Here is a 23,757-nt window from a genome sequence, read left to right as displayed (position 1 = left end):
CACTAGGAGTGACGACCATTGACTTACTACTTGGGGATCGATGGGGGAGGCACGAAAACCTATGCTCTGCTAAGCGATGAACATGGCAATGTTCTTGGCAAAGGCAAGAGTGGTAACGGCAACCACCAGACAGGCGCCCTTGAGGCCGCCAACAGTATTCAAGAGGCCACATTCGGGGCGCTGGCTGAAGCCGGACTCCGGTTGGAAGACATCCAGCATACCTATCTCGGACTTGCCGGTGCTGATCGCGAGGCCGACTATGCTATTCTCCATCCGATGATACGCCAGATAGGATTCACCAAATACACCATTAACTGTGACACTATGATCGGTCTACGCGCCGGAACGAATCGCCCATATGGTGTCGCGCTCATCTGCGGCACCGGCACCAATTCAGCAGGCAGAAACCTGCAGGGAGAGCATTATCAATGCGGCGGCTTTGACTATATGTACGGTGATTTTGGCGGGGGTGGCGCACTCAATATTGAGGTGTTTCGTTCCGTTATCCGAGCTTGGGACGGCCGGGAACAGCCCACCCTATTAACAGGCTTACTGCTAAAAATGTTAGGTTATGAGGAAGTTGGGCATATGTTTCACGATTTCCTTGATCATTGGAAAAAAGTCCCCGTAAATGTTACCCGCCTGCTCTTTGAAGCAGCAGCTGAAGGAGATGCCGTAGCGCTGGAGATCTTACATCGGCAAGGGGTTGAACTAGGGAAGTCTGCGGCAGCTATCATTCACAAGCTAGGCATGGAGCAGGAGACCTTCGATGTGGTGCTGGCAGGAAGTCTGCTAACCCGAGGGGATCGCGGTTGGATTCGCCAGCCTATCGAGAAAGCTGTACACGCTGCAGCCCCTCAGGCAACAGTGGTTACCCTTGCCACAGAGCCTGTAGTCGGTGCAGTATGGTCAGCTATGGATCAAGATGGGTTGACCATTAGTAGTGAAGTATATGAGAAGATGCGGAAATTTCAGGATTATGAATCGATCAAACAAACTACAAGACAGGAGTGATTAATCTTGGCAGCTAACCAAGGATTAAAGATTGCAGTTATCGGTGGAGGTTCTTCGTATACCCCAGAATTAGTAGAGGGATTCATTCTTCACTATAAAGAACTTCCCGTGCGCGAATTATGGCTTGTAGATATTGAGCCTGGTCTTCGCAAGCTGAATATTGTAGGTAACTTGGCAAAACGTATGGTGGAGAAATCCGGCCTTCCGATTGAGGTTCACCTGACAACAGACCGCCGTAAAGCGATCGAAGGCGCCGATTTCGTCAGCACTCAGATGCGTGTCGGCATGCTTGATGCCCGTGCTCGTGATGAGTCGATTCCGCTCAAATATGGCGTTATTGGCCAAGAAACAACAGGTCCTGGGGGAATGATGAAAGCACTGCGCACCATCCCTGTTATTCTGGATGTATGCCGTGATATCGAGGAACTGGCTCCCAACGCATGGCTGCTCAATTTCACTAACCCTGCTGGGATGGTCACCGAAGCCGTTCTGAAATACTCTAAGGTAAAAAGTATTGGCCTGTGCAACGCACCTATCGGCCTGATCAAGCAAGTCTCTGCCAAATATAATGTAGCAGCAGACCGCGTATATGCCGAATTTGTGGGCCTCAACCACTTGCACTGGATTACTCGTATCGATGTTGAAGGTGAAGACAAGCTGGATGATATGCTTGCAGATACAACCAGCTACAGCGCTAAGAACGTACCGGCAAGAGAATGGAACCCGGAATTCCTGCAATCCCTTCATGCACTGCCCTCATACTATTTAAAATATTTCTATATGACCGATGCCATGCTCGAAGAGCAGATGGACTCCCATAAGCAAGGCATTAACCGTGCTGAAGTCGTCAAACGTGTAGAAGAAGAGCTCTTCGAGCTTTATGGCAATCTAGAGCTAAGCGAGAAGCCGAAGCAGCTGGAACAGCGCGGCGGTGCTTTTTACTCAGAAGCAGCTGTTAATCTCATGAGATCGCTTCATAACGGATCAAACGACATTCAGACCCTAAATGTCGCTAACCGTGGCATATTGGACTTCCTGCCAGATGACGCCAGCATTGAGGTGAACTGCGTGGTCACCAAAAACGGCCCGTTACCTCTGCCACTGACCAAAATTCCAACCATGGCTAAAGGACTCATTCATGCTGTCAAAACCTATGAACAGCTGGCGATTGACGCCGCTGTAACCGGAGACCGCGCCCTTGCCCTTCAGGCGCTCGCACATCACCCGCTTGTTCCGTCCGTGGACGTAGCGATTCGGATGCTGGACGAAATGCTGGAAGCTAATAAAGAGTTCCTGCCGAACTTTTTTGCGAATTAATTCATACCTCCTATCGAGAAATAACTAAAAGAGACCGAACCCGGTCTCTTTTTTTGCGCTTGTTGCTGATACTCGCTACCGAAGCAAAAATGAATAAAGCATCTTGGTAATTTGCACTTAGCGAATTCGCTATCGGACACAGCTGACCTTAAAAGCGGCTTTTTCACATTTTTAGAGTGCTAGCGGACCCCATAGCCGTTATTAGCATGAAAACCACCCAATGTAACCCCTTTCTAATTGAATAGCGGCGCTGGTGTCCGAAAACCTGCTACAAAGGCTAAAAACTAGCAAATAACGTTATCTGGGTCCGCATGACTCGGCCGAAGATTGCACAGAAAATGTGTTCGGATATTTATAGAAGAACCAGAGATTACTGCAAGTTGTACCGATAATGAGATCTGCTGTCCATCAGTTCACTGCTGCCAGATTTGCCAACGACCCACAACGCAAAAAAACGATCCCTGTTACTGGAGGAACGCTTTTTTGTTTCTACTCCAATGGGCTCCCAGCATTTCCACCATTATCATCCACTCATTTATTGCTGCGCTCTCAGCGTATTTCTTGCATTACCTGTTCAATGCCAGAGCGAATATCCGGCTCTTTTACACTGGATACATTGAGCTTTAGAATCTTCTCTTTATTAAAAGAGGGCAGATACCCGCTGTCCGCCATTTCGATGCGAATGAACTTTTTTTGCAGACGTTTGATCATCTGTTCTGTCTTTACGCTGTCACTAAGCTTCAGATACGTATGCACACCAAGCTGGCCGGTTGGATGGTAGGAATAATGTTGTGCTGTCGCTGTATCTAACTCTCTCATAATCGATTCATGGAGCAGCGTGGATCTTTTTTCGTAGCAGGAACGCATCTTTTTTCGGTGGCGCTCGAACATTCCGCTTTTCAGATACAACTCCAGGGCAGCCTGAGACAGCATAGAGCTATCTATATCCATCAGTCTTTTGAATCGGTTAAAAGAGTCACACAGGACCGCTGGTAGTACAGCGACACCGACACGTAGACCCGGAAATATAATTTTGGAAAAGCTTTTTAAATAGATTACATGGGAAGCATCGTCATAAGCGTAGATCGGATCCTCTTTTGCATCCTGCTCCAAGTCCGCCATGTAATCATCTTCAACGATATACACATCGTATTTAGCTGCTAGCTGAGCAATCGCCTTCTTCTGGGTACGGGTATAGGAGACGCCAAGCGGATTATGAAATCGCGGGACGGTATAAAAGAACTTGAACTGGCCTGTCTTAAATAACCGTTCTAATTCATTCAAGTCCACCCCAGCATCCGAACGCTTTATCCCCTCTGTCTCAATGCCATACGTCTTCAGATATTCCATAAACAACGGGTAACTCGGCTGCTCAATCAGCACTCGCTGCCTGCCATTCGGAAAAGGAATTCGGGTCAATACGCCAAGCGCCTGCTGCACACCTGAGGTAATAAAAATCTGATCCGGATTGGCAAATACCTGATAAGAAGCCAGATGCCGCTGCATTTCACGAATAAGAGAAGGAAGCCCCTGCGGCGTTCCATAGATGAACAAGTCATTGCGGTACATATCAATCGCTTTATTAATACAATGTTGGAAATCCAGATACGGAAAAATATCCGGGTCGGGTGCAGACACCGTAAAATCGATCCAATGTGTACCTTCGTCTTTTCGCTGTCCGCTTCGTTTCATGACATAATAACCACTTTTTGAGGCGGCATAGATTAAATGTTTGTCCTGAAGATCCTGTAAAGCGCGAATTACTGTACTTTTACTACATCCATAACCTAAGGACAACTCCCGGATAGACGGTAATTTATCTCCCTCACGATACGTATCCTCGGCAATTTGCGCTTCCAGCTCGTTGATTAACTCCGAATACTTATACATCCCTTTCACCTTCCTCCAAGCTTATTCTGTACCGGTACAGATGAATAATAATTACATTGTAGCACAGCTACTCTAGCCTTAGAATAAAGAGCAGAACAGGACCGGTACCTAAATGCGCGCAACACTTTGGAGGTCTTTACTAATGAATACATCTTCTACTCAAAAAGCGATAGCAGCAGCTGTCATGAATGCTATTATCGTCGGGTTTTCCTTTATATTTGTAAAAATGGCCCTAACCGTCTCGGATCCTTTTGATACGCTAGCTCATCGCTTCACGTTATCTTTCCTTGCCGCTTCTTTATTTACTTTTCCAGGGTGGGGGCGGGTGAAGTTTGGAATATCCAAGGCAGCAGTGATAATCCCACTGGCTTTAATGTATCCAGCGTTGTATTTCACCCTTCAAGCGTATGGACTTCTGTATACAACCTCCGCTGTAGCGGGTATTATTCAGGCGACAATGCCCATCTTCACCATCCTTTTGGCGGCGATGTTCTTGAAGGAAACCACGAGCAGCTTCCAAAAGATCTCTACATTAATCTCAGTTGCAGGCATTATTCTTATCTTTGCCATTCCAGGTTTGAGTATTTCTTCTTCTAGTCTTTGGGGCGTCTTGCTCATCCTAATCTCAGCTTTATCCCTTGCCGGTTATAATGTTGCAGCTCGAAAGCTGACACGTACCTGGAGTCCCAAAGAACTTACCTATATGATTACTTTGTTCGGATTTATATTTTTTAATGGACTGTCGATCATTAAGCATGGTTCGGCAGGAACCTTGGATCAGTATTTCACACCTTTTCAAGAGCCGAAATTTATATTCTCCATGCTCTATCTCGGCGTACTCTCCTCCCTCATAACCTCCTTCCTCTCCAACTATGCTTTATCACGGATGGAAGCTTCACGCGTGAGCATTTTCGGCAGTCTTTCAACAGTTGTCTCTATTCTCGGTGGTGTACTTCTGCTGAATGAGCAACTGGAATGGTACCATTGGACCGGTACAGTGATGATCATCGCCGGGGTGATCGGTGTGAACTGGCGGAAGCAAGTAAGGGCCAAAGGCAAAGCGTGAAGATTGATATGCATATTAAAAAGACACCCCGCGAGGTGTCTTTTATCTTTACCCTTTTCAGTATCTCTATTCTGTATCAAGCCTCGCTAATCGCCGTTATTTAGCTGTTTCAAGCTCCTTGATCTTCTCTTTATATTGGTCCAACAGATTAGCTAAAGCTTCCTTGATCACAGTCGCATCTTTGGATTTAGCGGCACTATTCAGATCATCTTGGGCTTTGAAAAAAGCTTTATCCGCGTCGCTAAGATCTGGAATGGAAATAGCAATTGAAGTCGCGTCTACAGCTTTAATTGAAGTAGTGATATTGCTATCTACCTGCATATCATCGACTACAGGTATTACTTCAAGGTTACGACCAGCTTCAATATATCCTGCAGGTAGAGCTTCGGTGGATAGTATTTCTTTAGATAATTGAACTCCCTCCACCAGTTCCGCAGGCACAAGCTCGGCAAGTGCGGTTACACTAAATCCAGCAACCTTATAATACTGATCCAAGGTGTTCTTCCAATCTTCTTGGGTATTAGGTGCGTAGGTCTTAGCCAACTCTAGGGGATCTACCCAATCAATAGTGGTTACTTTAGTGGCAATTGTTCCTTTAGAGGCAGCAGTAACCACGGCTGCGGCCGTTGTTTTCGTGTTTCCGTCTTGCGCTCCACTTGCTGCGTTCGTTGCAGACGGTGCAGCAACGGCGGACACTAGCAGGGCGGACAGCGCTAACTTTTTAAATAACATCTGTTGATTCATAAATACAACACTCCTCGTCGATTCGAATGATCTTACAAGACCAAGCTTACATAATGGGTGTGGCAGAACATTGGTTAATTTGTGGAAAAACAATGGCAGCCGCCCCTACCCACCTCTGGATTGATATACTTGTAGGAGAATAATCTGGAGGTAACCCGAAATGAATAATCCATATCTCATTGCCGTAGTCGACGATGATGAACATATACGCAATCTTGTTGAAGCTTATTTACAAAAAGAAAACTACCACACCATCGGCCTTGGCAGCGCTGAGGAAGCATGGACCTTGTGGCAGACTAGCCCCCCGGATATGTGGGTACTCGACGTTATGCTCCCCGGCATGGATGGTTATGAGTTCTGTAAAAGGATTCGTAACGAAGCCGAAGTACCGATCATTATGATCTCCGCAAGAGATAATGAAGTGGATAAAATATTAGGATTGGAGCTTGGCAGTGACGATTATCTAGTCAAGCCGTTCAGCCCTCGTGAATTAGTCGCCCGGATCAAACGGCAGCTTCAACGCTGGTACAAAATGAGTAATCAGGCCGAAAAATTGAATAGTCAGACCACTTCCACCCGTCTTGAAATCGACCAGCTTCTACTATTGCCGGAAGAAAGACGTGTATTCTGGTGTGGTGAAGAGGTAGACTTGACCAGCAAGGAATTCACCATGCTAAAAGTATTCGCTGATGCCCCTAACCGGGCATTTACAAGAGATGAGCTGCTGAGCTATGTGTGGGGGGACGACTATTTTGGAAGTGATCGCGCCGTGGATCATCTCATTAAACGGATGCGCAAAAAACTGGAGCATTTGCCCATTGAGGCTGTATGGGGACACGGATACCGCATGAGAACAGATGGGGGTGAGCATACGAATGAAACTAGCACATCAGATTAATTTAGCCTTTAGTATTGCATTGGTATTGCTACTATCTATTACTGCAGTCGTGATCCATTTTGTACTACTCAACCATTTTGTCGGAACACAAAAAGAGGATTTAAGAACCATTGGGGCGGCGATGTCAGTTACATTGACTGAAGAAAGTAAATACATCGGGGAGATTGGCACTCAGCTGGAAGCTCTGCCGGTGACCTTACCTTCTCTAAGCACTGCAGGCGTCGAAGCCATTCTTAGCGATGAGACAGGAAAAGTCTTGTCCACATCATCAGAGATGAGTTCAATTGCAATAAACTATGATGCCAAGAGTGTCACAGGCCAAGCCACTGAGCTCCAGAACATTTGGAATGGAACAGATACACGGTATATTACTGAAGTGAAGGCTACACCTATAGGCACGCTAACTCTACTAACCCCTATGAGCGCAGTCACTGCTATTGAACAAGCTTTGCTCAAAAGACTGCTGATCGTTTTCAGCGCAGCGGGAGCATTTATGTTCCTATTTGGCCTATTTATCACCAAGAAGCTGATTCAACCTCTAATGAGGCTGCAACAAGAACTCCGCAAAGTCAAAGAACGGCACTTCTCAGATGTTAAATTAATTAAAGCTGGTGGAGAGCTTGGATCTGTCGCTCAATCGGTATATGACATGGCAGATGAATTAAATCGTTTCAACCATGTGCAGAAACAATTTTTCCAGAATGCGTCTCATGAATTAAAAACTCCCTTAATGTCCATTTCCGGCTACGCTGAAGGGATTAAGGATGGTGTTTTTGAAGGTGAGAATGTAATAAAAGGGCTAGACATTATCATGAGCGAAAGCAGCCGCTTGAAGAAGCTCGTGTCCGAAATGACTTTACTTGCGAAGCTAGACAGCGAGGAAGATATATTCAAGCCTACGGTTATTTGTTTAAAAGATCTACTGACAGAAACCATCGAACGAATGAACCCTCTATTAATGAAAAAAGAATTAACCCTCCATATCTCCCACGATCATCAAGATTCTCTTACGATCCGTGCGGATAGGGATAAGCTGCTACAGGCGCTTCTTAATGTAGTTTCCAATGCAGCACGTTATGCTAATCAACATATCTATATCCATGTTTCGGTCAAGGAGGGCCGGGCTCTGTTATCCGTAAGTGACGATGGCCCTGGAATTTCGGACGATCTGCTTCCCTATCTCTTCCATCGTTTTGTAAAAGGAAAAGACGGAGAATCCGGACTTGGACTGGCTATTTCCCGCGCAATCATCGAGCGTTGCGGAGGTCAGATCAGCGCAGGCAACCGAACAAATGGTGGTGCGGTAATCTCGATGGGGTTTCCTTTATAAATATCCATAAGAGGCTGTCTCAAAAGTAGTGAACTCTACTTGGGGCAGCTTCTTTTTTATGGAATAGAAAAGTAATGGATTTTACTGTGCCATATGACTATATACCACGCGTAGTGTTCTCTGATATTGGGTTGGACGGTTGGATGGTGGGCGGCTGGGCGGTGAGCGGTGGACGATATATTAGGTGAGTTTTTCGTACGGCTTGCGGTAGGGTTTAAACTAATTAGGGAAAAACTCCCTGAAAATAGCCGATATTCACTCTAAATGCACGAAATCAGGGAATTCCTCCCTAATAATTAGGGGGATTTCTTAATTAGTTACTAAATCGGCCGAAAATCAGGTAAGTTTTCCCTAATTACTCTATAAATACTTCACTTATTGCAACACTTGCAGCATCACTTGGTGCGACACATGAATCATCAATTGTTCATCACTTGGTGCGCCGCTTAATTCAATCGCTCAACATGTACATAAGAGCTGGAACAGGCCTCATCAGCTACTTGAACATTCATCGTCGGTCACCATCTATATTTTTACTGGTAAATAATGCCGTTTCTACTTCATGGTAAATATAGCTACTATTTTGGGTAATATATAGTCGAAGTAACAATTACACCTTACCTCTGATAAGAGTTAGATACTACATTTTTTTCACAAAAAGGAGATACCAACATGAGCAGACTTGCAGGAAAAGTAGCTATTATTACTGGTGGAGCAGGCGGTATTGGTAAAGGGATGGCCCTGGCTTTTGTTAAAGAAGGCGCTAAGGTAGCTATTATTGACCTCAATGAAGAAACCGGCAAAGAAACAATTAAAGAATTACAAGAATATCAACCTGAATCTATCTTTATTCAAGCGAACCTCAAGGAACACGATAAAATAGCTCACCTTGTTAAACAAGTAGCTGATAAATTTGGAAAAATAGATATTTTAGTAAACAATGCCCACGCATCCAGAATGAAATCTATTGAAGAAACTACACAGGCTGATTTCGATTTATCTTTTGATACAGGCTTCTATCCAACCTTCTATTTCATGCAAGCAGCACTACCGTATTTAAAAGAAGCACAAGGTAAAATTATTAATTTTGCATCGGGCGCTGGCCTCAACGGGGATACCAATCAAGGAACATATGCTGCTGCAAAAGAAGCCATCCGTGGAATTACCCGGGTAGCCGCTAATGAATTTGGTCCATTTGGAATCAACGTAAACATCATTGCTCCAATTGCTAATTCCCCTGGCATGATTGAATGGGCAGAAGCAAACCCTGAGTATTACCAAAATATGATTTCGAAAATCCCTTTGAGAAGATTGGGTGAACTGGAAAGTGATATCGGGCGTGTTGCGGTATTCCTAGCGAGTGAAGATTCCGATTATATTACGGGCCAGACTATCATGGTAGATGGCGGGTCTATTAAGCTTCGTTAATTTCAAGCAGATACTCGACTTAAAATGAATAAATTTGATGCTAAATAAATAAGCCGGAAGTGAACATCGTAAAATGTTCGCTTCCGGCTTTACTACTTTCTATTTAATCGTGATTTCGTCCACATATACGGTAGCACTACCTACTGGATCAGTTGCTGTGGTCATGACTTGAACGCCAATCGCTTGGGTCAAATTACGATCCGCTACCTTGCTGATATCCAGTGTTATTGTAGTAAATCCATTGGCATCTACTGGTGTAGCCGTAGAAGCAGTCCATGTTCCCCAGCTTGAGCCACTTTGGGTAAACAGCTGAGCCATTACACCGCTAACATCGCTTGCATCAATAGGTACAACCTTGATTTTAAGCGTAATTGTTGATGCATTCGCTAAGTTGGTAACCACCATACGACGCAGTTGGAATTGCCCTCCATTCAATGTTAAGTCCGCTTGCATCGAATGAGTTCCCTCAGCATACACAGCATTGCTCACCGATAGATTCTGAGCCAGCGCTGTATTATATTTATTATTTTCATCCACATTGATGCTGAAGCCTTGCAGTGTATTGTCCTCGAAGCCATAGACGACAGCTTCAGGTGCGGTACCATTCTTCAGGGTCCGAACATCATCCAGATACAGCGTAGAAGTTCCCGTACCACTGAATCCCTCGAGCTTGATACCTATGGCTTTTACACTATTAAGATCTGCAATACCTGCCAAGTTGAGCGAAACCGTAGTAAATCCGCTCGAATCTACTTTCACAGCTCCACTGTCAGCCCAAGACCAGGTTGATCCCGTCTTAATATACAAACGTGCATCCGCTGTTCCGTTCGACAGTTTAATTTGTGCGCTTAATTTATCTACCGCGCTCAGATCCAGACTGCCATTTTTGGTGAGCTCAAAAGCTCCATCTGAATCGAGTGAGAACAAGGTGCTTAACGAATGAGTTCCCTCAGCAGCCTCATCAGTCGAGATCACTGCCGCGCTTGCACTCGCATTATTTTGCTCTACTGTCCAGTCCTGAGTATCTTTTTCGAAACCATACAACAGCTTCGCCTGTTCTGGCGTGCTGCCAGGGCCTTCGCCCCCGTTAGGAACGCCACCCGTTCCATCATTAAACGCTGCAATATCGTCGAAGTACAGCGTACCAGACGTACTTGCTACTATGTCCTTTTTATTTACGTAGATAGACACTGCCCGAATGTCCTTAAGGTTCTCTTTAGTGATTACTTTACCGGCATTTCCTGTATCCCATGGCGCTGGAGCGAACTGGCTGAATGGAATTTCCACCAAGCCAGGTGTCGTACCTGCCAGTGAAGGATAAGCTTCAAAAGAAATGCCGCTTGCATTGACCTGAATAACAAGCTTGTGGTCGCTGCCATCAGGTGCAATCCAGAGCTTCAATTTGTTGGCGTCCGACCAGTCGGCATTATTCATGTTTTTGGTACGACCTGTATAACCTTGGCCATCCACATTATAATCGAATCTCAGGCCATACTTGCCATCATTTTTATGGTCCGCATCAAGTGAGATCGTATTTAGATCACCCGCAGGACTTAATGCCGCACGAAGTAATTCATCATTCCCTTTGTAATTCTCAAAAGTATCTACAATCAATGGGTCCCCATTGCCCTCTACGTCACTTACAAAGATTTGGATCGTTTGTGAAAGTACAGAACCATCCTTTTCATAGGACTTAACAGTAAGCATCACGCCAGTTTCGTCGAAGGCTACACCTGGTGTCCAATCTGCCAAGTAATAGAAACCTTCTGCGTCAGCTGCCATGCTGTACTCTGTTGTGTCATCCCCAATCAGGTAGGTTACTTTATCCACGTCCTGATTCAACACACGAACACGAAGGGTCGATGCTTTTGTCGTGGGCACTGTTTGGTTTGCCGTTGGTGAGGCAATGTGTAAAAAAGGTTGCTCGGTTTCTGTAGTTACCTGTTTCGAATACGCATCCGCAATAGCCACTTCATGGCTGAAGCTTGTATACGGATCATTATAATAGTCTACAAAATCAGGGAGCAGTTCATGATCCCCTAGCCCGTTTGGAGCATTTCTATAAGGGACAAAGATAGAATCTGTATTGAAATTCGCCCAAGTCTGCATGTACGCCATCCGTTTAGCATCCGGATCAGACTGCAGTGCAGCGATTAGCTTGGTAAAGAATTTCAGGTCCTTCGTTCCAGTTGGCTTCACACCCGAATAACCGAACTCAGTAAATGCTGCGATTTTCCCCTTATCATCCGCCAGCTTCGAGATCAGCTTAGCATCCTTCACGACTGAATCAAACCAACCCTCAGTGGTTCCGTCATAATAATTATCGAAGCCAAGGATATCGACATAGTCATCTCCCGGATACGTCTCAAGGAATGTCGCATCTGTGCCGTTAAATGGACTTCCCGGTGAGAACGCATATAAGAAGTTATGCACATCTTTTTTGTCCCTTAAGTATTCAACGGTATAACGATAAATTTCAGCATACTGCTCCTTCGTACGGTAAGGCGCACCCCACCAGAACCAGCCACCATTTTGCTCGTGGAATGGACGGAAAATGACTGGAATAGCTTTACCATCATCATCTTTTAAGTTATTCGCAAAGTCCGCAATCATATCCAGGAATGCATTAAATTCCGCATGTTTGTCACCGCCGGGTAATATATGCGTAAGCACATTCCCTTTGGTGTCATAAAAGTCCTTTCCTGTGACGAAGTTCGGCATATGCGAGCTTAATGTAAGCACGCCGCCTTTTTCATAAGCAGATTTCATCACGCCGATTAATTTATCACGATTCTCCAGCTGGGTTGCGCCTAGATCGCCTGGTTTCTCAAAACCTTCAAGACTAAGCGTATCCCAGCCGAACAGCCCCGGAAGGTCGCCTACTGCATTCTCGACCTCAGACTGCGTTCCGTCCTTTTCAGTAATAGAAAGTCCTTCTGTAGTAGCATGCTGATGTCCAAACAAGATCTCACTGCCGCGGATATCCTGTAAATAGGCGAATAGCGATCTAGTCTCACTACTTGCACCAACATCCGCTAAATTCTCGATACGTCCCATAGGACCCGTCGGGTCTGTCGGTGTCGGTGTTGCTGTTGCTGTCGGTGTTGCTGTTGCTGTCGGTGTCGCTGTTGGTGTCGGTGTTTCCGTTGGTATTGGTGTCGCTGTAGGTGCCGCGGTTGGATTAGTCGAACCTGCCGGCGTTGTTGATGAGCCTGATGCCGAGGTAGGCGCTGGGGTAGTCGTTGCTACAGGACCTTGATTGCCTTTGATAATGACAATTGTGCCAGGAGCAATGGGCTTACCGTTCAACGTTACTCCTGTTGCTTTAACGTCCGCTTTTGCAATGTCGCCCTGACCGGAAAGGGTGGTTCCAGTCGCTTTGACAGCTACGTTTAGATTAGCAATCGATGCGCCTTCACCTAGGATCAGCCCCACAGTTCTATTTAGAATTGCCGTGGTGATCATCGTCCCAGATCCAAACTCCAGTCTTGCTAGACTATCTACCGTTAGCTGAGAAACTTGGGTTGTACCACTCGTGAGGACACGAACCTCACCCTCTTTACGATTTATATTTACTTTGCCTAATGAGCTATTCTTAATAAGAATGGAGTTTATCCCGCCACCTGCAATAAATGTGGTGCCAGTAACCTTAATACCCTCAAGGGTCACTTCGCCGTTACCGATCCCAGCAGTTAGATACAGGTTTCCGTTTATCGTTGCATTTTTTAACACAACACCATCCTGATTAACGACTACATTCCCAGAAACTATTCCTCCTTCAAAGCTTCCAGATTGCGAGTAATAACTCTTCACTATTTTATTAATTAACGTTATAACTTCGGCACGGGTGATCCTTCCAAGCGGCTTAAAGGTTCCATCCTCATACCCTGTAATCAAACCTGAGAGCGCATGAACTGCATCCTTAGCATAAGCCTGAATCTGAGCGGAATCACTAAATCCGCTCATCGATGAAGCGCTTTCAGTGGCTTGAAGAGTAAATATCCGAGCCAACATCGTCACCGCATCCTGACGCGTTATATAATCAGTAGCTTGTGCTTTATTCTCTGAGTATCCTTCATAATACCCAGCATATCGTGCCAACGAAAGCTGATCTGCATACCAATCGGTCGCTTTTACATCAAAAAAAGATTGATCTGACTTCATATAGAAACCAAATACCTTATTCAAGATCGTAGCAAACTCAGCTCTTGTAATTCCTTCATTGGGATGAAAAGAACCATCCTGATACCCGTTTAATACGCCATTTTCTACCCACTTCGCAATATTTTGTTGTGCCCAGTGACCCTGTGTATCACCGAATCCCACAGTCGATGGCGCTGCTGCTGCAGAAATTACAGAGGGGAAAGGAGACATTATCATTGCACAGGCAAGTATACTCCCCAGCCACTTTTTCGCTTTTTTCATTCCTAATTCTCCTTCGAAAATGAATGGATTTGATAATAAGAATAGCCAACCAGCTGTTATGAACCCAATAACTATCTGTCCTTATAGAAGACAATTACAGACCTACTCGCTAACTATTCACCTCCACATACTCAGCTTCGTTATTAATAACAAACACTAACAAAATATTTTAATTTCGTTAGATATTTCGGTATATGCAAGATTATAGCGGTTACATTGGCATAAAACAATCTAAATATTCCCTTTTGTTATAATTATTTTATTGTTTACGTTAGTATTAATGTTAGTAATTCCGAAAATAAATAACAAAATTCAATTTAATATAACAAAAACAGACACCCCGCAGGAGTGCCTCCCAATAATCATATAGATGAGATCCGATTCATTTATCATGTTTTATTGGTGGCACGGAAACACAGTTGTACCTTCCCGCACCTCTTTCGTCAGATCGTCCATAGTGACAAGATTACGTGTAGTTCCGAGAACGATAATGACATAATACGATTGCCCACTTGAATCCTCGAGCACTACCTGATAACCCGACCCTCCAAATAAGGGTTTGCAAATCGTTGCAACTCTCAGCGACGCACTTTCCGTGTACTCTTTGCGCACATAATCCATTCCAAGGCTTCCTGCTGCCTGCTTGTTCTGACGCTCCGAATTTCCGTGAATTACTGCTATTATTACCGCTCCAATAATTATGATAATAAGGACTAGATAACCTAAATGTTTTTTTCTCATCTTTCCTCCTTATTACATAGAGTGATATTGGCACAGCAACGGGGCGATTAGCAATAATCTCGTTTCCGTAGGCACCCTATCCCGTGATTAAGTATGCCGAAGCCGATACCTATAAGCATAATTTTACCCCTACTCTACTTCAACAGCTTAACCTATATAAAAACAAAAGGCACCCCCAAGGGCGCCTTCATTATCACTACATATTAGTTGTGCTAGTTATTTATAAGACTCTGCCAGCGAGTTCGCCACCACTATCGCATTGTACACATCTTCCGGAGTAACCGGGAACGGCATATTGCCCATTGTGTCTCCTTCTGCACAAGCAGCTTCAGCAACTTGGCGCCATTCGGATTCGATAAATTCCGTGCACCCCAGATCGGCGAGGGTTAGCGGAAGATCTACATCCTTGATAAGCTTAATGACAGTTTCCAGCTCCTCATTTGAGGCATTTTCCAGTACTAGCTGGGCTAAAAGACCAAACGTAACCTTTTCACCATGCTGAGCTTTGTGTAGTGAAGGAACGGCTGTCATCCCATTATGGATAGCATGCGCGGCAGCCAGACCACCAGATTCAGCACCCACACCACTTAGATAAATTGTCGCTTCAATGGTCTCCTCCACCGCGCGTGTATAGAGCTTCTGATCAACCGCACGTTTTGCTTTTACCGCATTCTTAAGTAGAGCTTCATAACAAAGTCTTGATATACCTAGACCCGTTGTAGAAGGTTTCATGAGTACGAGATTGTCGCCATTAGAGGCATAACAAGCACGGGCTTCAAAATAAGTAGCCAGTGCGTCGCCAATTCCAGCTGCGAAAAAACGGGAAGGCGCTGAAGCTAAAATCGCTGTATCCGCCAAGACCACATCCGGATTACTTGGGAGGAATAAGTATTGATCAAATGAACCATCTTTATTATAAATGACAGCCAGCGCTGTACATGGTGCATCAGTAGATGCAATCGTCGGAAAAATAACTACAGGCAGCTTCTCATAATACGCAGTAGCTTTGGCAGTGTCCAGTGTTTTACCTCCACCGATACCGACGATGATATTCGCCCCAGCTTTACGGGCAAGTTCCCGATTACGATTAATCTCTTCCTGAGTACATTCATAATTGAATTTTTCAAAAGTAGCCTTATTCCCCGCACCTTCGATGGAACTCCCCGCCTCTTTCTTAGCACGTTCCAAAATGAACTCATCACAGATCACATAGGCATGATCGCCAAACGCCTTAATATACTCATTCAGATCTGACAGTAAGTTATGGCCGGAGATAAATTTCTTTGGTGAAGTAACGGATCTAACGAAATGTGACATTGTGCAAGACTCCTTGTTGTGTGTTTTAGTAAGCATAAAGACGCAATTCCTACATATTATTACCCCGCTACCCAAGAAATACTCAAGCTGCATTCTCCAAAGGCACTCATCAGAGCATGCAAAAAAAGACACCCCTCAGGGCGTCCTTTGATTTTTTTATATCTATTATATAACACGATGCTGAACCCATTTCTTGCCCATAAATCGCCGCAGGAAAATCAAACCTCTGATCCCCCACTCACAATTCATCGCCAGCCAAACGCCGAGTATACCAAAGTTCAGAACAATACCTAAGATGTATCCGAGCACTACACGGAACAGCCACATCGTAAGCATTGAAACCATGGAGGTAAACTTGGAATCCCCTGCTGCTCTAAGCGCCGAAGGTGTAATAAAGCTTATGGACCATAACGGAATTTGCGCAATCGTATTGATGAGCACAATCAGGAAGATATCACCCACAATCTCAGCAGGAGGATGGAACATTGACACTAATGGATTGAAAAAAGGCATAATCAGCAACCCCATCACCACCAGGGAAAGAGAAGAGGTGACAAGGAATGATTTAATAAATTTTCGAGCATCCTTAACATTATTGCTTCCCATACATTGTCCCACCACTGTAATAATCGTCAAGGACAACGCATTCCCCGGGATTTGCATAATCCCTGCAAAGGAGGAGGCAATCGCATTAGTCGCAAGTGCATACGTACCCAGACTAACGATGAAGATCTGAGTCAGAATTTTACCACCGTTAAAGAACATCTGCTCCGCCGCAAACGGCATCCCGATGAACATTATTTTTTTCAGCATAGACAGCTTAACCGCTACAAGATCGCGAATACGGATATGCAGATCGTTGTCCAATCGGAATAGATAATAAAGTGCGCAGAACGCCCCCAGGTATCTAGCTATATTTATAGAAATGGTCATCCCCAGAACACCCATATGCAACAGGTTAATAAAGATGAGATTCAATAAGACATAAGTTAAATTCATAATTAGCGAAAGTACAAGCGAGGCCCTCGTTCTACCAATTCCACGAAGAGCACCACATACCGCTTCCACAACAGCTATACCAAGATAAGAGATACAGCTCCCGATTAAATATATTCGGGCGTTCTCCATAACCTCCGGTGAGGCCGCTCCAAATAGTAAATTCAACAGCGGATTGTGAAAAAGAATCCCGAACATCCCAATAGCAAATGCCATCAGCGAAACAGATGACGTAGCACCTGCCGTAGCTTTTGACACCATGAGGTCATTGCCGCTCCCTTTATACTGCGCAACAACAACCGTCCCACCTGTTGAGACGGCAATAAACACACTAATGAGAAAAATATTAAGAGAATCTATCATATTGACCGCACTGATAGCTGCCACACCAGACGAGCTTATCATAGCTGTATTCACTAGATTAAGACCCACCACAAAGGCCTGATCCACTAGGATAGGGATGAATAAAGCAATCATCTGACGATAATCTATCGACTCCCCAGAAAAATACTTTTCCAGAAACCGCACACTTTGCTTCGTATTTACACCTACATTAGGCTCCATCTTTGCTTCACTTCTTTTACATAGAGTTTGTCAAATTGAATTATGCGTATAAATAGAAAAAGGCTCTTCAGGTTGAAGAGCGATTCAAAAGTATTGCCTGTTTATATGCACTTAGGTATGCGGTCGAGAGGACTCGAACCTCCACGGGGGTTAGCCCACACGGACCTGAACCGTGCGCGTCTGCCAATTCCGCCACGACCGCACAAGATATAAAAAAATACAGTGCAGAATATAAGTTAACATGATTTCACAGAAAGAGCAACAACAAATTTAACAAGTAAAAGCGCCTTCGGTGCCCTTGTAAGGGCAGTAAGCGTTTAAGGGAAGACTATAGGAGTATTGGTGTCACTTATACTTTCTTATATTTAAAAAAAGTGTATCGATGCCCTCAAGAGGATCATCGATACACTTTTAGTTAGAACAATAGAATTATGATGCTTGTCCAAGCATGCGATAGATGATAACCGCTGCTTGAGCGCGATTAGCTATACCCTTAGGTGCAAATTTCCCACCATCAACACCGTTGACGATTCCCAATTGAGTTAGCTGTGCGATAGCCTCTTGTGCATAAGGAGCAATACTGGATTTGTCTGCAAACTTACCCAATGCTGCATTTTTATCAATCGGCTGTAGTTTGTCTTTCAGTGCGTTAGCAACCATAATGGCCATCTCTTCACGAGTCACTTCACGACCCGGTTCAAATTTGCCATTTCCAGAGCCTTGTACAAGTCCAGCCTTCACCGCAAGGGCGATAGAATCCGTGTACCAAACTCCTTGTTTAACATCATTGAACGAACTGGTTGTTGCTGAACCCGTAAGATTCAGTGCGCGTACCAGCATCGTAACGAACTCTGCTCTAGTCACTGTTTTGGTTGGCGCAAAAGTATTTGCATCCAGACCTTTCAGAATGCCCTTAGCAGCCAATGCTTCAATAGCTTCTTGCGCCCAAGCTACCTTGCCCAGATCCTTGAAGTTTGCTGCTGGCGCAGTAGTTGGTGCAGGTGTTGCCGTTGGTGCTGTTGATGGTGCTGGTGTTGCTGTTGGTTTCGCGGTTGGAGTAGGCGTTGGAGTTACACCGGTAGAACCGCCTCCACTGCCACTGCCTGATCCCGAATCAGCCTTTAATTTATTAATAATACGACCTTCAATGGCTGCTTTAATCTCTTTGCCATTAAACGTTTTTACAATGTAGTCGTAGAACACGTCCAAATCAATAGGTCCAGCCAATGAATCACTAGCTTGAGTCAGAACCTTGTAGTTATCTCCACCCGCAGCCATAAAGTTATTTACTACTGCTGTATATTTCTGCGTAGGATTAATTGGTGTTCCATCAGTTAGTGTGAGGCTCGCAATACGATCGGCTACTGGCAGATACATATTCGCTGTATATTTCAGTCCGGAAATTTGCAGCGTTTTGATATCTGGTGTTCCATCAGCTTTTACATTCCATTGCTGTTGCAGCAATGTTTTGATTTGCGCTCCGGTTAGTGTCAGCTTCACAAGCGTGTTGCCGAATGGCTGAATTTTAGCCAGATCGCCGAAGGTAACAGGACCTTTCGGAAGGTCCGCACGGATACCGCCTGGATTCATAAAGGCGAAATCGGCAGCTTTTGCACCATCGCCGAAGTCAGCATTACGCATAGAGTCAGCAATCAGATTACCAAGTGCAGCCTCATTATTGTAAGCATCGGTACGAGTGATAGTTCCGTCCGTTGTACCCACTGGTTGAGTGAGCTCAGGATGCTTCTCAAGGTAAGCATTAACCAGTGCCACACTTTCCGGATCTGGTGTTACCCCATCATGGAAGGTGGAAGTTACCACAGCAGACTTGTCCTTCACATCACCTGTTTTAGGATCAATGATCAACTTGATATCCTCAAATGCTGTACCGTAAGAATAAGCTTGTACAATCAGCTTGCCGTTTACTGTTCCATTTGCAAGTGCATGGTTATCACCAGCAACGATAACATCAACAGGGGATTCCGCAGGAAGCGCATTGGCTAGATCAGCCGCTTCACCTGTAGTCACACCATCTTTGGTTGTTGCAGGATCATGTGCAAGCACGATAATCGTCTCAACACCTTTAGATTGAAGCTCCTTAGCGTATTTCTCAACAGCCGCCACTTCCTCTTCAGGCGTGAGGAAATGCACGCCAGCCGTACCGGAAGGTGCCACCTTACTTGGTGTGGATTTCGTTACAAGACCAATAAAGCCGATCTTCACACCGCCTACTTCTTTGATTACATAAGGATTAATAATTGGCTCGCCAGTTTTGGCATCCACTGCATTCGCATTAACATAATCAAAATCAGATCCAGCATGGTTAACTTTATTATCCTTAGGGTCGATACCACCATAAAGCTGTGTCATCAGTGCATCAACACCTTGGTCAAATTCGTGATTACCAAGAGAACCCACATCAAATTTCATCATGTTCATCCAAGCATGAGTCGGCTCATCGCGCTCAAGGGACGATACTGGAGCGGATGCTCCAACGGAGTCACCATTATGGAAGAGTAATGAGTTCTCATATTTTGCACGAGTTGCTTTCAAATAAGTCGCGAGATAAGCTGCTGTGCCTACAGACTTATTGTTCACTGTAGAAACAGTGTCGAGTTGACCATGGAAGTCATTAATTCCAAGAAGGTGAACCTCCACATCTTCCGTCGGTGCAGGTGTCTTCACACTTAGATCTAGCTTGAAAATTCCAAAGCCCTTATTATCTTGCTGTCCAGTATCGGAAATGTTCGCTGGGAGTACATTTGCCGCTTTAGGTGTTGTTGTAAATGTAACATTCACATTGCCTTTGATAGGTGCCAAGGACCAGTTACCATCAGCAGTTGGATCAATCGTACCAGCTTCACTGATGTAGTCCATCAGAACCTGACGATTCTCATCTTGAGAGTCTACAACCAGCTCTGCACCTTTAACACCCGGGAAGTTCCCGCCACCACTTGCGCGGTAATTATTAGTAACAACAATGAAATCCTGATCTAGATCTAAAGGTTGATCATTGTAAGTGACATCCGTTACACGACTCGAAGAAGCATCATTAATCGTACCATCCGGATTGTACTTCGCGTTTTTCGTCACATCAATTTTATATTGAACCCCATCGATTACATCGAAGTTAAAAACTGAAAATTTCGTATTCAACAGAGACTGCGGAGTCGAGATCCCTGGTTTGATGCGGTTAAATGCGCCCGCACTCATTTCCAGCCATTCTTTTACAACAGTACCCTTAACTTTGATTGCTTTAAGGGTATTATCGTATAAATACAGGTCACTTGCGCTACGAATAGTCAAGTCACCCTTATCAATACTGGTGTACTCATCAGGTCCGTTGCGTCCTGCTTTAAAAGGAGCACCAACACTAAGAATGGCAAGGTCCTTATATTGAGGAACATTGATATCAATATAATTCTGAACGTACCACTTTTGTGCATACGTAACAAGTTGAACCGTAGGATCATCCTGAACCATTGCGAAATAGCTGTTCATCGGAGCTGTTGTAACACCAAGCTTTTGTCCAGTATAAGCAATAGTAGCCTCATGTGCTGCTGCAACAGCTGCATCTACAGCTGCATCAGGCTCAACCAGTGGTATATTCACTTTATTCTCTGTCTTATAAATAGAACGAGCAGAAGCTTTTGAACTTTGCTTGTCTACCGTCCAGTCACTACCATCGTATACAATGTTCAGATCGATTAGACCCAAATAAGCTCCGCCGTAACCAGCTTGTACAGCAGGCGTACCGTTAATGTGGCCATTCACATTATCGATCACAGCCTTTTCGTTTGCATACGGTTGTTTAGTAACAGGATCTTTGAACGACGCGTCCAACGTATCGTTATTCCCTGTTGGGAATACCTTATGCGTATGAGAGAACGTAATCGCATCAATATCAGGAACCTTACTCAAAGCGTTAATATCATTCTCAGAACCGTCTCCAACAACGGCGTTAACATCAAACCCCGTATGGGCCATAGCAACAATAATATCTGCTCCCTTAGCTTTCATTTCAGGAACAAATTTTTCTGCCGTTTTAGCAATATCTTCAACGACAACTTTGCCTTCCAGATTAACCTTGTCCCACTCCATGATTTGAGGAGTAACTAGGCCGATTAGACCAACTTGAATCGTCTGCTCATCGCCGTTACTATCCGTCACTTTCTTAGGAATAATAACATAAGGTTGATAAGCATTTGTAACGCCATCCATTTTATATATATTGGCATTCACATAATCAAAATTGGCTCCAGTAGTCATCTCATTACCAGCGCTACCGTTTATCGTACGATCTAAAAATTGTAATCCATAATTGAATTCATGATTACCAAAAGTCGCAGCATCATATCCCATAGCGTTCATGGCTGCAATCATCGGATGGATATCAGTAACATTAGTAGGATCCTTCAGATCCGATTCCTTCGCCACATAAGTACCTAGCGGAGTTCCTTGAATCAAGTCCCCATTGTCGAGCAGGAGGGTGTTGGGTTCTTCACTTTTGGCTTGTTTCACCAAGCTTGCTGTGCGGTCAAGACCGACAGTTACTGAAGCCGCATTCTTAAAATAGTCCCAGCCGTAGACATTGGTGTGCACGTCCGTCGTGCTCATCAGCCGGAGTTTGGCTGTGGCTGCGGATGCTGCTTCAGCTTTATCTGTACCCCAAGCTGCACCCAAACCAATACCTCCAAACACCTGCAAAGAAAGCACTGCAGTTGCTAATACAGAAGCAATCGGCTTATTCCATCGTGTCTTCCATCCCATAATAATATTAGTCCTCCCTATCATTTTCACATAATTTCTGTGATATTATATCACACAAACATAACCAATTATCATATAATTGTAAAAATAATATAAAACAATGTTAAATATAATAACATAAGAAGAAAGACCTAGACTTATGAATCCGTTTTTATAGGTCAAGAGTCAATAGATGCAAAAAGAACACATCTTCACCAGATGTGTCCTAAAAACAATCCTATATAAAGTCTAGAAAAGTCGAATCTATGTCCGGCACTACTTTTTACCCATTCATAGCAGTAATCCCAAAACAGATTGCAGTTATTAAAGATAAGGGTGTCATCACAAGTTTTTCTTTCATGCTCCTCGACAATAAGTTCATTATAGTATTAAGCATTAAATAGACGGCAAAAAAATAACATACCCTTCTATCAAAAGGTAATCCAATAGAGATCACATTCCCTGCCTGCAATAAGTACAGGATGGCAACTAGCTGTATCACTACTGAAACTCCACACGCGACTCTCATTTGTGAAGGCATAATTCTATGTCTTCCTCCCATTGCAAATTCCCCATAAGGCAATCCCAGAGACAGCAGTATATAAAGAATCACTGCTCCCAAAAAAGTAATACTCCCAATCCATGCTGATATCAAGTTTTCACCCCTCCATAATTTATTTATCGCACATTAAATTATATGAGTGTAATGAATTATTATGGGCATCAACACAAGTGGTAGCTCTTTCACCCAAATATTTTTTTATGATGAACTAGCACAAGCAACACAAAAATATCTGAGTAATATAGAAGTAAATAGACCAATGAGGTGATCCACAAATGGCAAATACAACGAAGATTCGCAAACGTGCTGAACAGCTGAAAGGTAGACCCGTGTGCATTACGTTACATGATGGACGTACGTATATAGGATGGATAACCGGCCTCGATAAGAATGGACTGACCCTTTCCAAACCACGTAAAAACAAACACAGAAAATCAAAAAAACACTCTTCTTCCCGCTCCCGGAAAGCAAACGTATCAGGATTAATGCCCTTATTCGGCTCACTTTTCGGAATGGGTGGAGGCGCTCTAGGCTCCGCAGGAGCAGGGGCTGCCAGTTCTGGAGGCGGTGGTTTTGGCGGATTTGGCGGGTTCGGGGGAATCGGCAACTTTATTGGAATGGTACAAAAAACTATGCCGGTTATGAAGATGGGCTACAATATGATTAAATCTATTTCCCCCTTCCTTAACGGGCTAAAAGGATTAATGGGATAATCA

General features: G+C 44.3%; 14 protein-coding genes and 1 tRNA gene. 7 read left to right on the top strand and 8 right to left on the bottom strand.

Annotated features, from left to right (window positions below; genetic code table 11):
- Window positions 1-18: 18 nt before the first annotated feature.
- Window positions 19-1,014 (top strand): BadF/BadG/BcrA/BcrD ATPase family protein, encoded by a 996-nt coding sequence (locus MHH50_RS01230; RefSeq protein WP_076282644.1) that lies wholly within the window; start codon window positions 19-21, stop codon window positions 1,012-1,014.
- A 6-nt stretch (window positions 1,015-1,020) separates the two neighbouring features.
- Complete coding sequence (locus tag MHH50_RS01225) at window positions 1,021-2,331, top strand: 6-phospho-beta-glucosidase (protein ID WP_076126950.1); 1,311 nt, start codon at window positions 1,021-1,023, stop codon at window positions 2,329-2,331.
- A gap of 549 nt (window positions 2,332-2,880) precedes the next feature.
- On the opposite strand, the gene MHH50_RS01220 is transcribed toward MHH50_RS01225, so the two are convergent.
- Window positions 2,881-4,221 carry a PLP-dependent aminotransferase family protein gene (locus MHH50_RS01220; protein WP_312150769.1) on the bottom strand — a complete coding sequence of 447 codons (1,341 nt, stop codon included), beginning with the start codon at window positions 4,219-4,221 and terminating at the stop codon, window positions 2,881-2,883.
- 142 nt (window positions 4,222-4,363) lie between these two features.
- Between MHH50_RS01220 and MHH50_RS01215 the strand changes: the two genes are divergently transcribed.
- A complete protein-coding gene (locus MHH50_RS01215) occupies window positions 4,364-5,287 on the top strand; it encodes a DMT family transporter (RefSeq protein WP_340033862.1) in 924 nt (307 codons plus the stop codon).
- A gap of 96 nt (window positions 5,288-5,383) precedes the next feature.
- Here MHH50_RS01215 and MHH50_RS01210 read toward each other — a convergent pair whose 3' ends face one another.
- Window positions 5,384-6,031: a hypothetical protein gene (locus MHH50_RS01210; protein ID WP_076126946.1), complete on the bottom strand. Its 648-nt coding sequence runs from the start codon at window positions 6,029-6,031 to the stop codon at window positions 5,384-5,386.
- Between the two features lie 160 nt (window positions 6,032-6,191).
- Between MHH50_RS01210 and MHH50_RS01205 the strand changes: the two genes are divergently transcribed.
- From MHH50_RS01205 to MHH50_RS01195, 3 genes are all read left to right on the top strand, one after another.
- Complete coding sequence (locus tag MHH50_RS01205) at window positions 6,192-6,929, top strand: response regulator transcription factor (protein WP_076126944.1); 738 nt, start codon at window positions 6,192-6,194, stop codon at window positions 6,927-6,929.
- On the top strand, window positions 6,907-8,259 hold the full coding sequence (locus MHH50_RS01200; protein WP_340033861.1) for a HAMP domain-containing sensor histidine kinase: 1,353 nt from the start codon (window positions 6,907-6,909) through the stop codon (window positions 8,257-8,259). Before MHH50_RS01205 ends, MHH50_RS01200 begins: the two co-directional genes overlap by 23 nt.
- A 672-nt stretch (window positions 8,260-8,931) precedes the next feature.
- Window positions 8,932-9,687 carry an SDR family oxidoreductase gene (locus tag MHH50_RS01195; RefSeq protein WP_076206080.1) on the top strand — a complete coding sequence of 252 codons (756 nt, stop codon included), beginning with the start codon at window positions 8,932-8,934 and terminating at the stop codon, window positions 9,685-9,687.
- Window positions 9,688-9,786: 99 nt separating this feature from the next.
- Here MHH50_RS01195 and MHH50_RS01190 read toward each other — a convergent pair whose 3' ends face one another.
- From MHH50_RS01190 to MHH50_RS01165, 6 genes are all read right to left on the bottom strand, one after another.
- On the bottom strand, window positions 9,787-14,112 hold the full coding sequence (locus MHH50_RS01190) for a glycosyl hydrolase (protein ID WP_340033860.1): 4,326 nt from the start codon (window positions 14,110-14,112) through the stop codon (window positions 9,787-9,789).
- A 396-nt stretch (window positions 14,113-14,508) separates the two neighbouring features.
- Window positions 14,509-14,853, bottom strand: coding sequence for a hypothetical protein (locus MHH50_RS01185; RefSeq protein WP_076179139.1), 345 nt, complete (start codon window positions 14,851-14,853; stop codon window positions 14,509-14,511).
- Between the two features lie 216 nt (window positions 14,854-15,069).
- Window positions 15,070-16,170 carry a glycerol dehydrogenase gene (locus MHH50_RS01180; RefSeq protein WP_076101108.1) on the bottom strand — a complete coding sequence of 367 codons (1,101 nt, stop codon included), beginning with the start codon at window positions 16,168-16,170 and terminating at the stop codon, window positions 15,070-15,072.
- 165 nt (window positions 16,171-16,335) lie between these two features.
- Window positions 16,336-17,730: an MATE family efflux transporter gene (locus tag MHH50_RS01175; protein WP_076126938.1), complete on the bottom strand. Its 1,395-nt coding sequence runs from the start codon at window positions 17,728-17,730 to the stop codon at window positions 16,336-16,338.
- Between the two features lie 118 nt (window positions 17,731-17,848).
- Window positions 17,849-17,932: transfer RNA gene (locus MHH50_RS01170), tRNA-Leu, on the bottom strand.
- A gap of 227 nt (window positions 17,933-18,159) precedes the next feature.
- Window positions 18,160-22,500, bottom strand: coding sequence for a bifunctional 2',3'-cyclic-nucleotide 2'-phosphodiesterase/3'-nucleotidase (locus MHH50_RS01165; protein WP_340011739.1), 4,341 nt, complete (start codon window positions 22,498-22,500; stop codon window positions 18,160-18,162).
- Between the two features lie 816 nt (window positions 22,501-23,316).
- Here MHH50_RS01165 and MHH50_RS01160 point away from each other — a divergent pair.
- Window positions 23,317-23,754, top strand: coding sequence for a hypothetical protein (locus MHH50_RS01160; RefSeq protein ID WP_076126935.1), 438 nt, complete (start codon window positions 23,317-23,319; stop codon window positions 23,752-23,754).
- The last annotated feature ends 3 nt before the right edge of the window (window positions 23,755-23,757 follow it).

The organism is Paenibacillus sp. FSL H3-0302 (assembly GCF_037982245.1).
Lineage (GTDB): Bacteria > Bacillota > Bacilli > Paenibacillales > Paenibacillaceae > Paenibacillus_AQ > Paenibacillus_AQ odorifer.
This window is presented reverse-complemented; position numbering and strand designations above follow the sequence as displayed.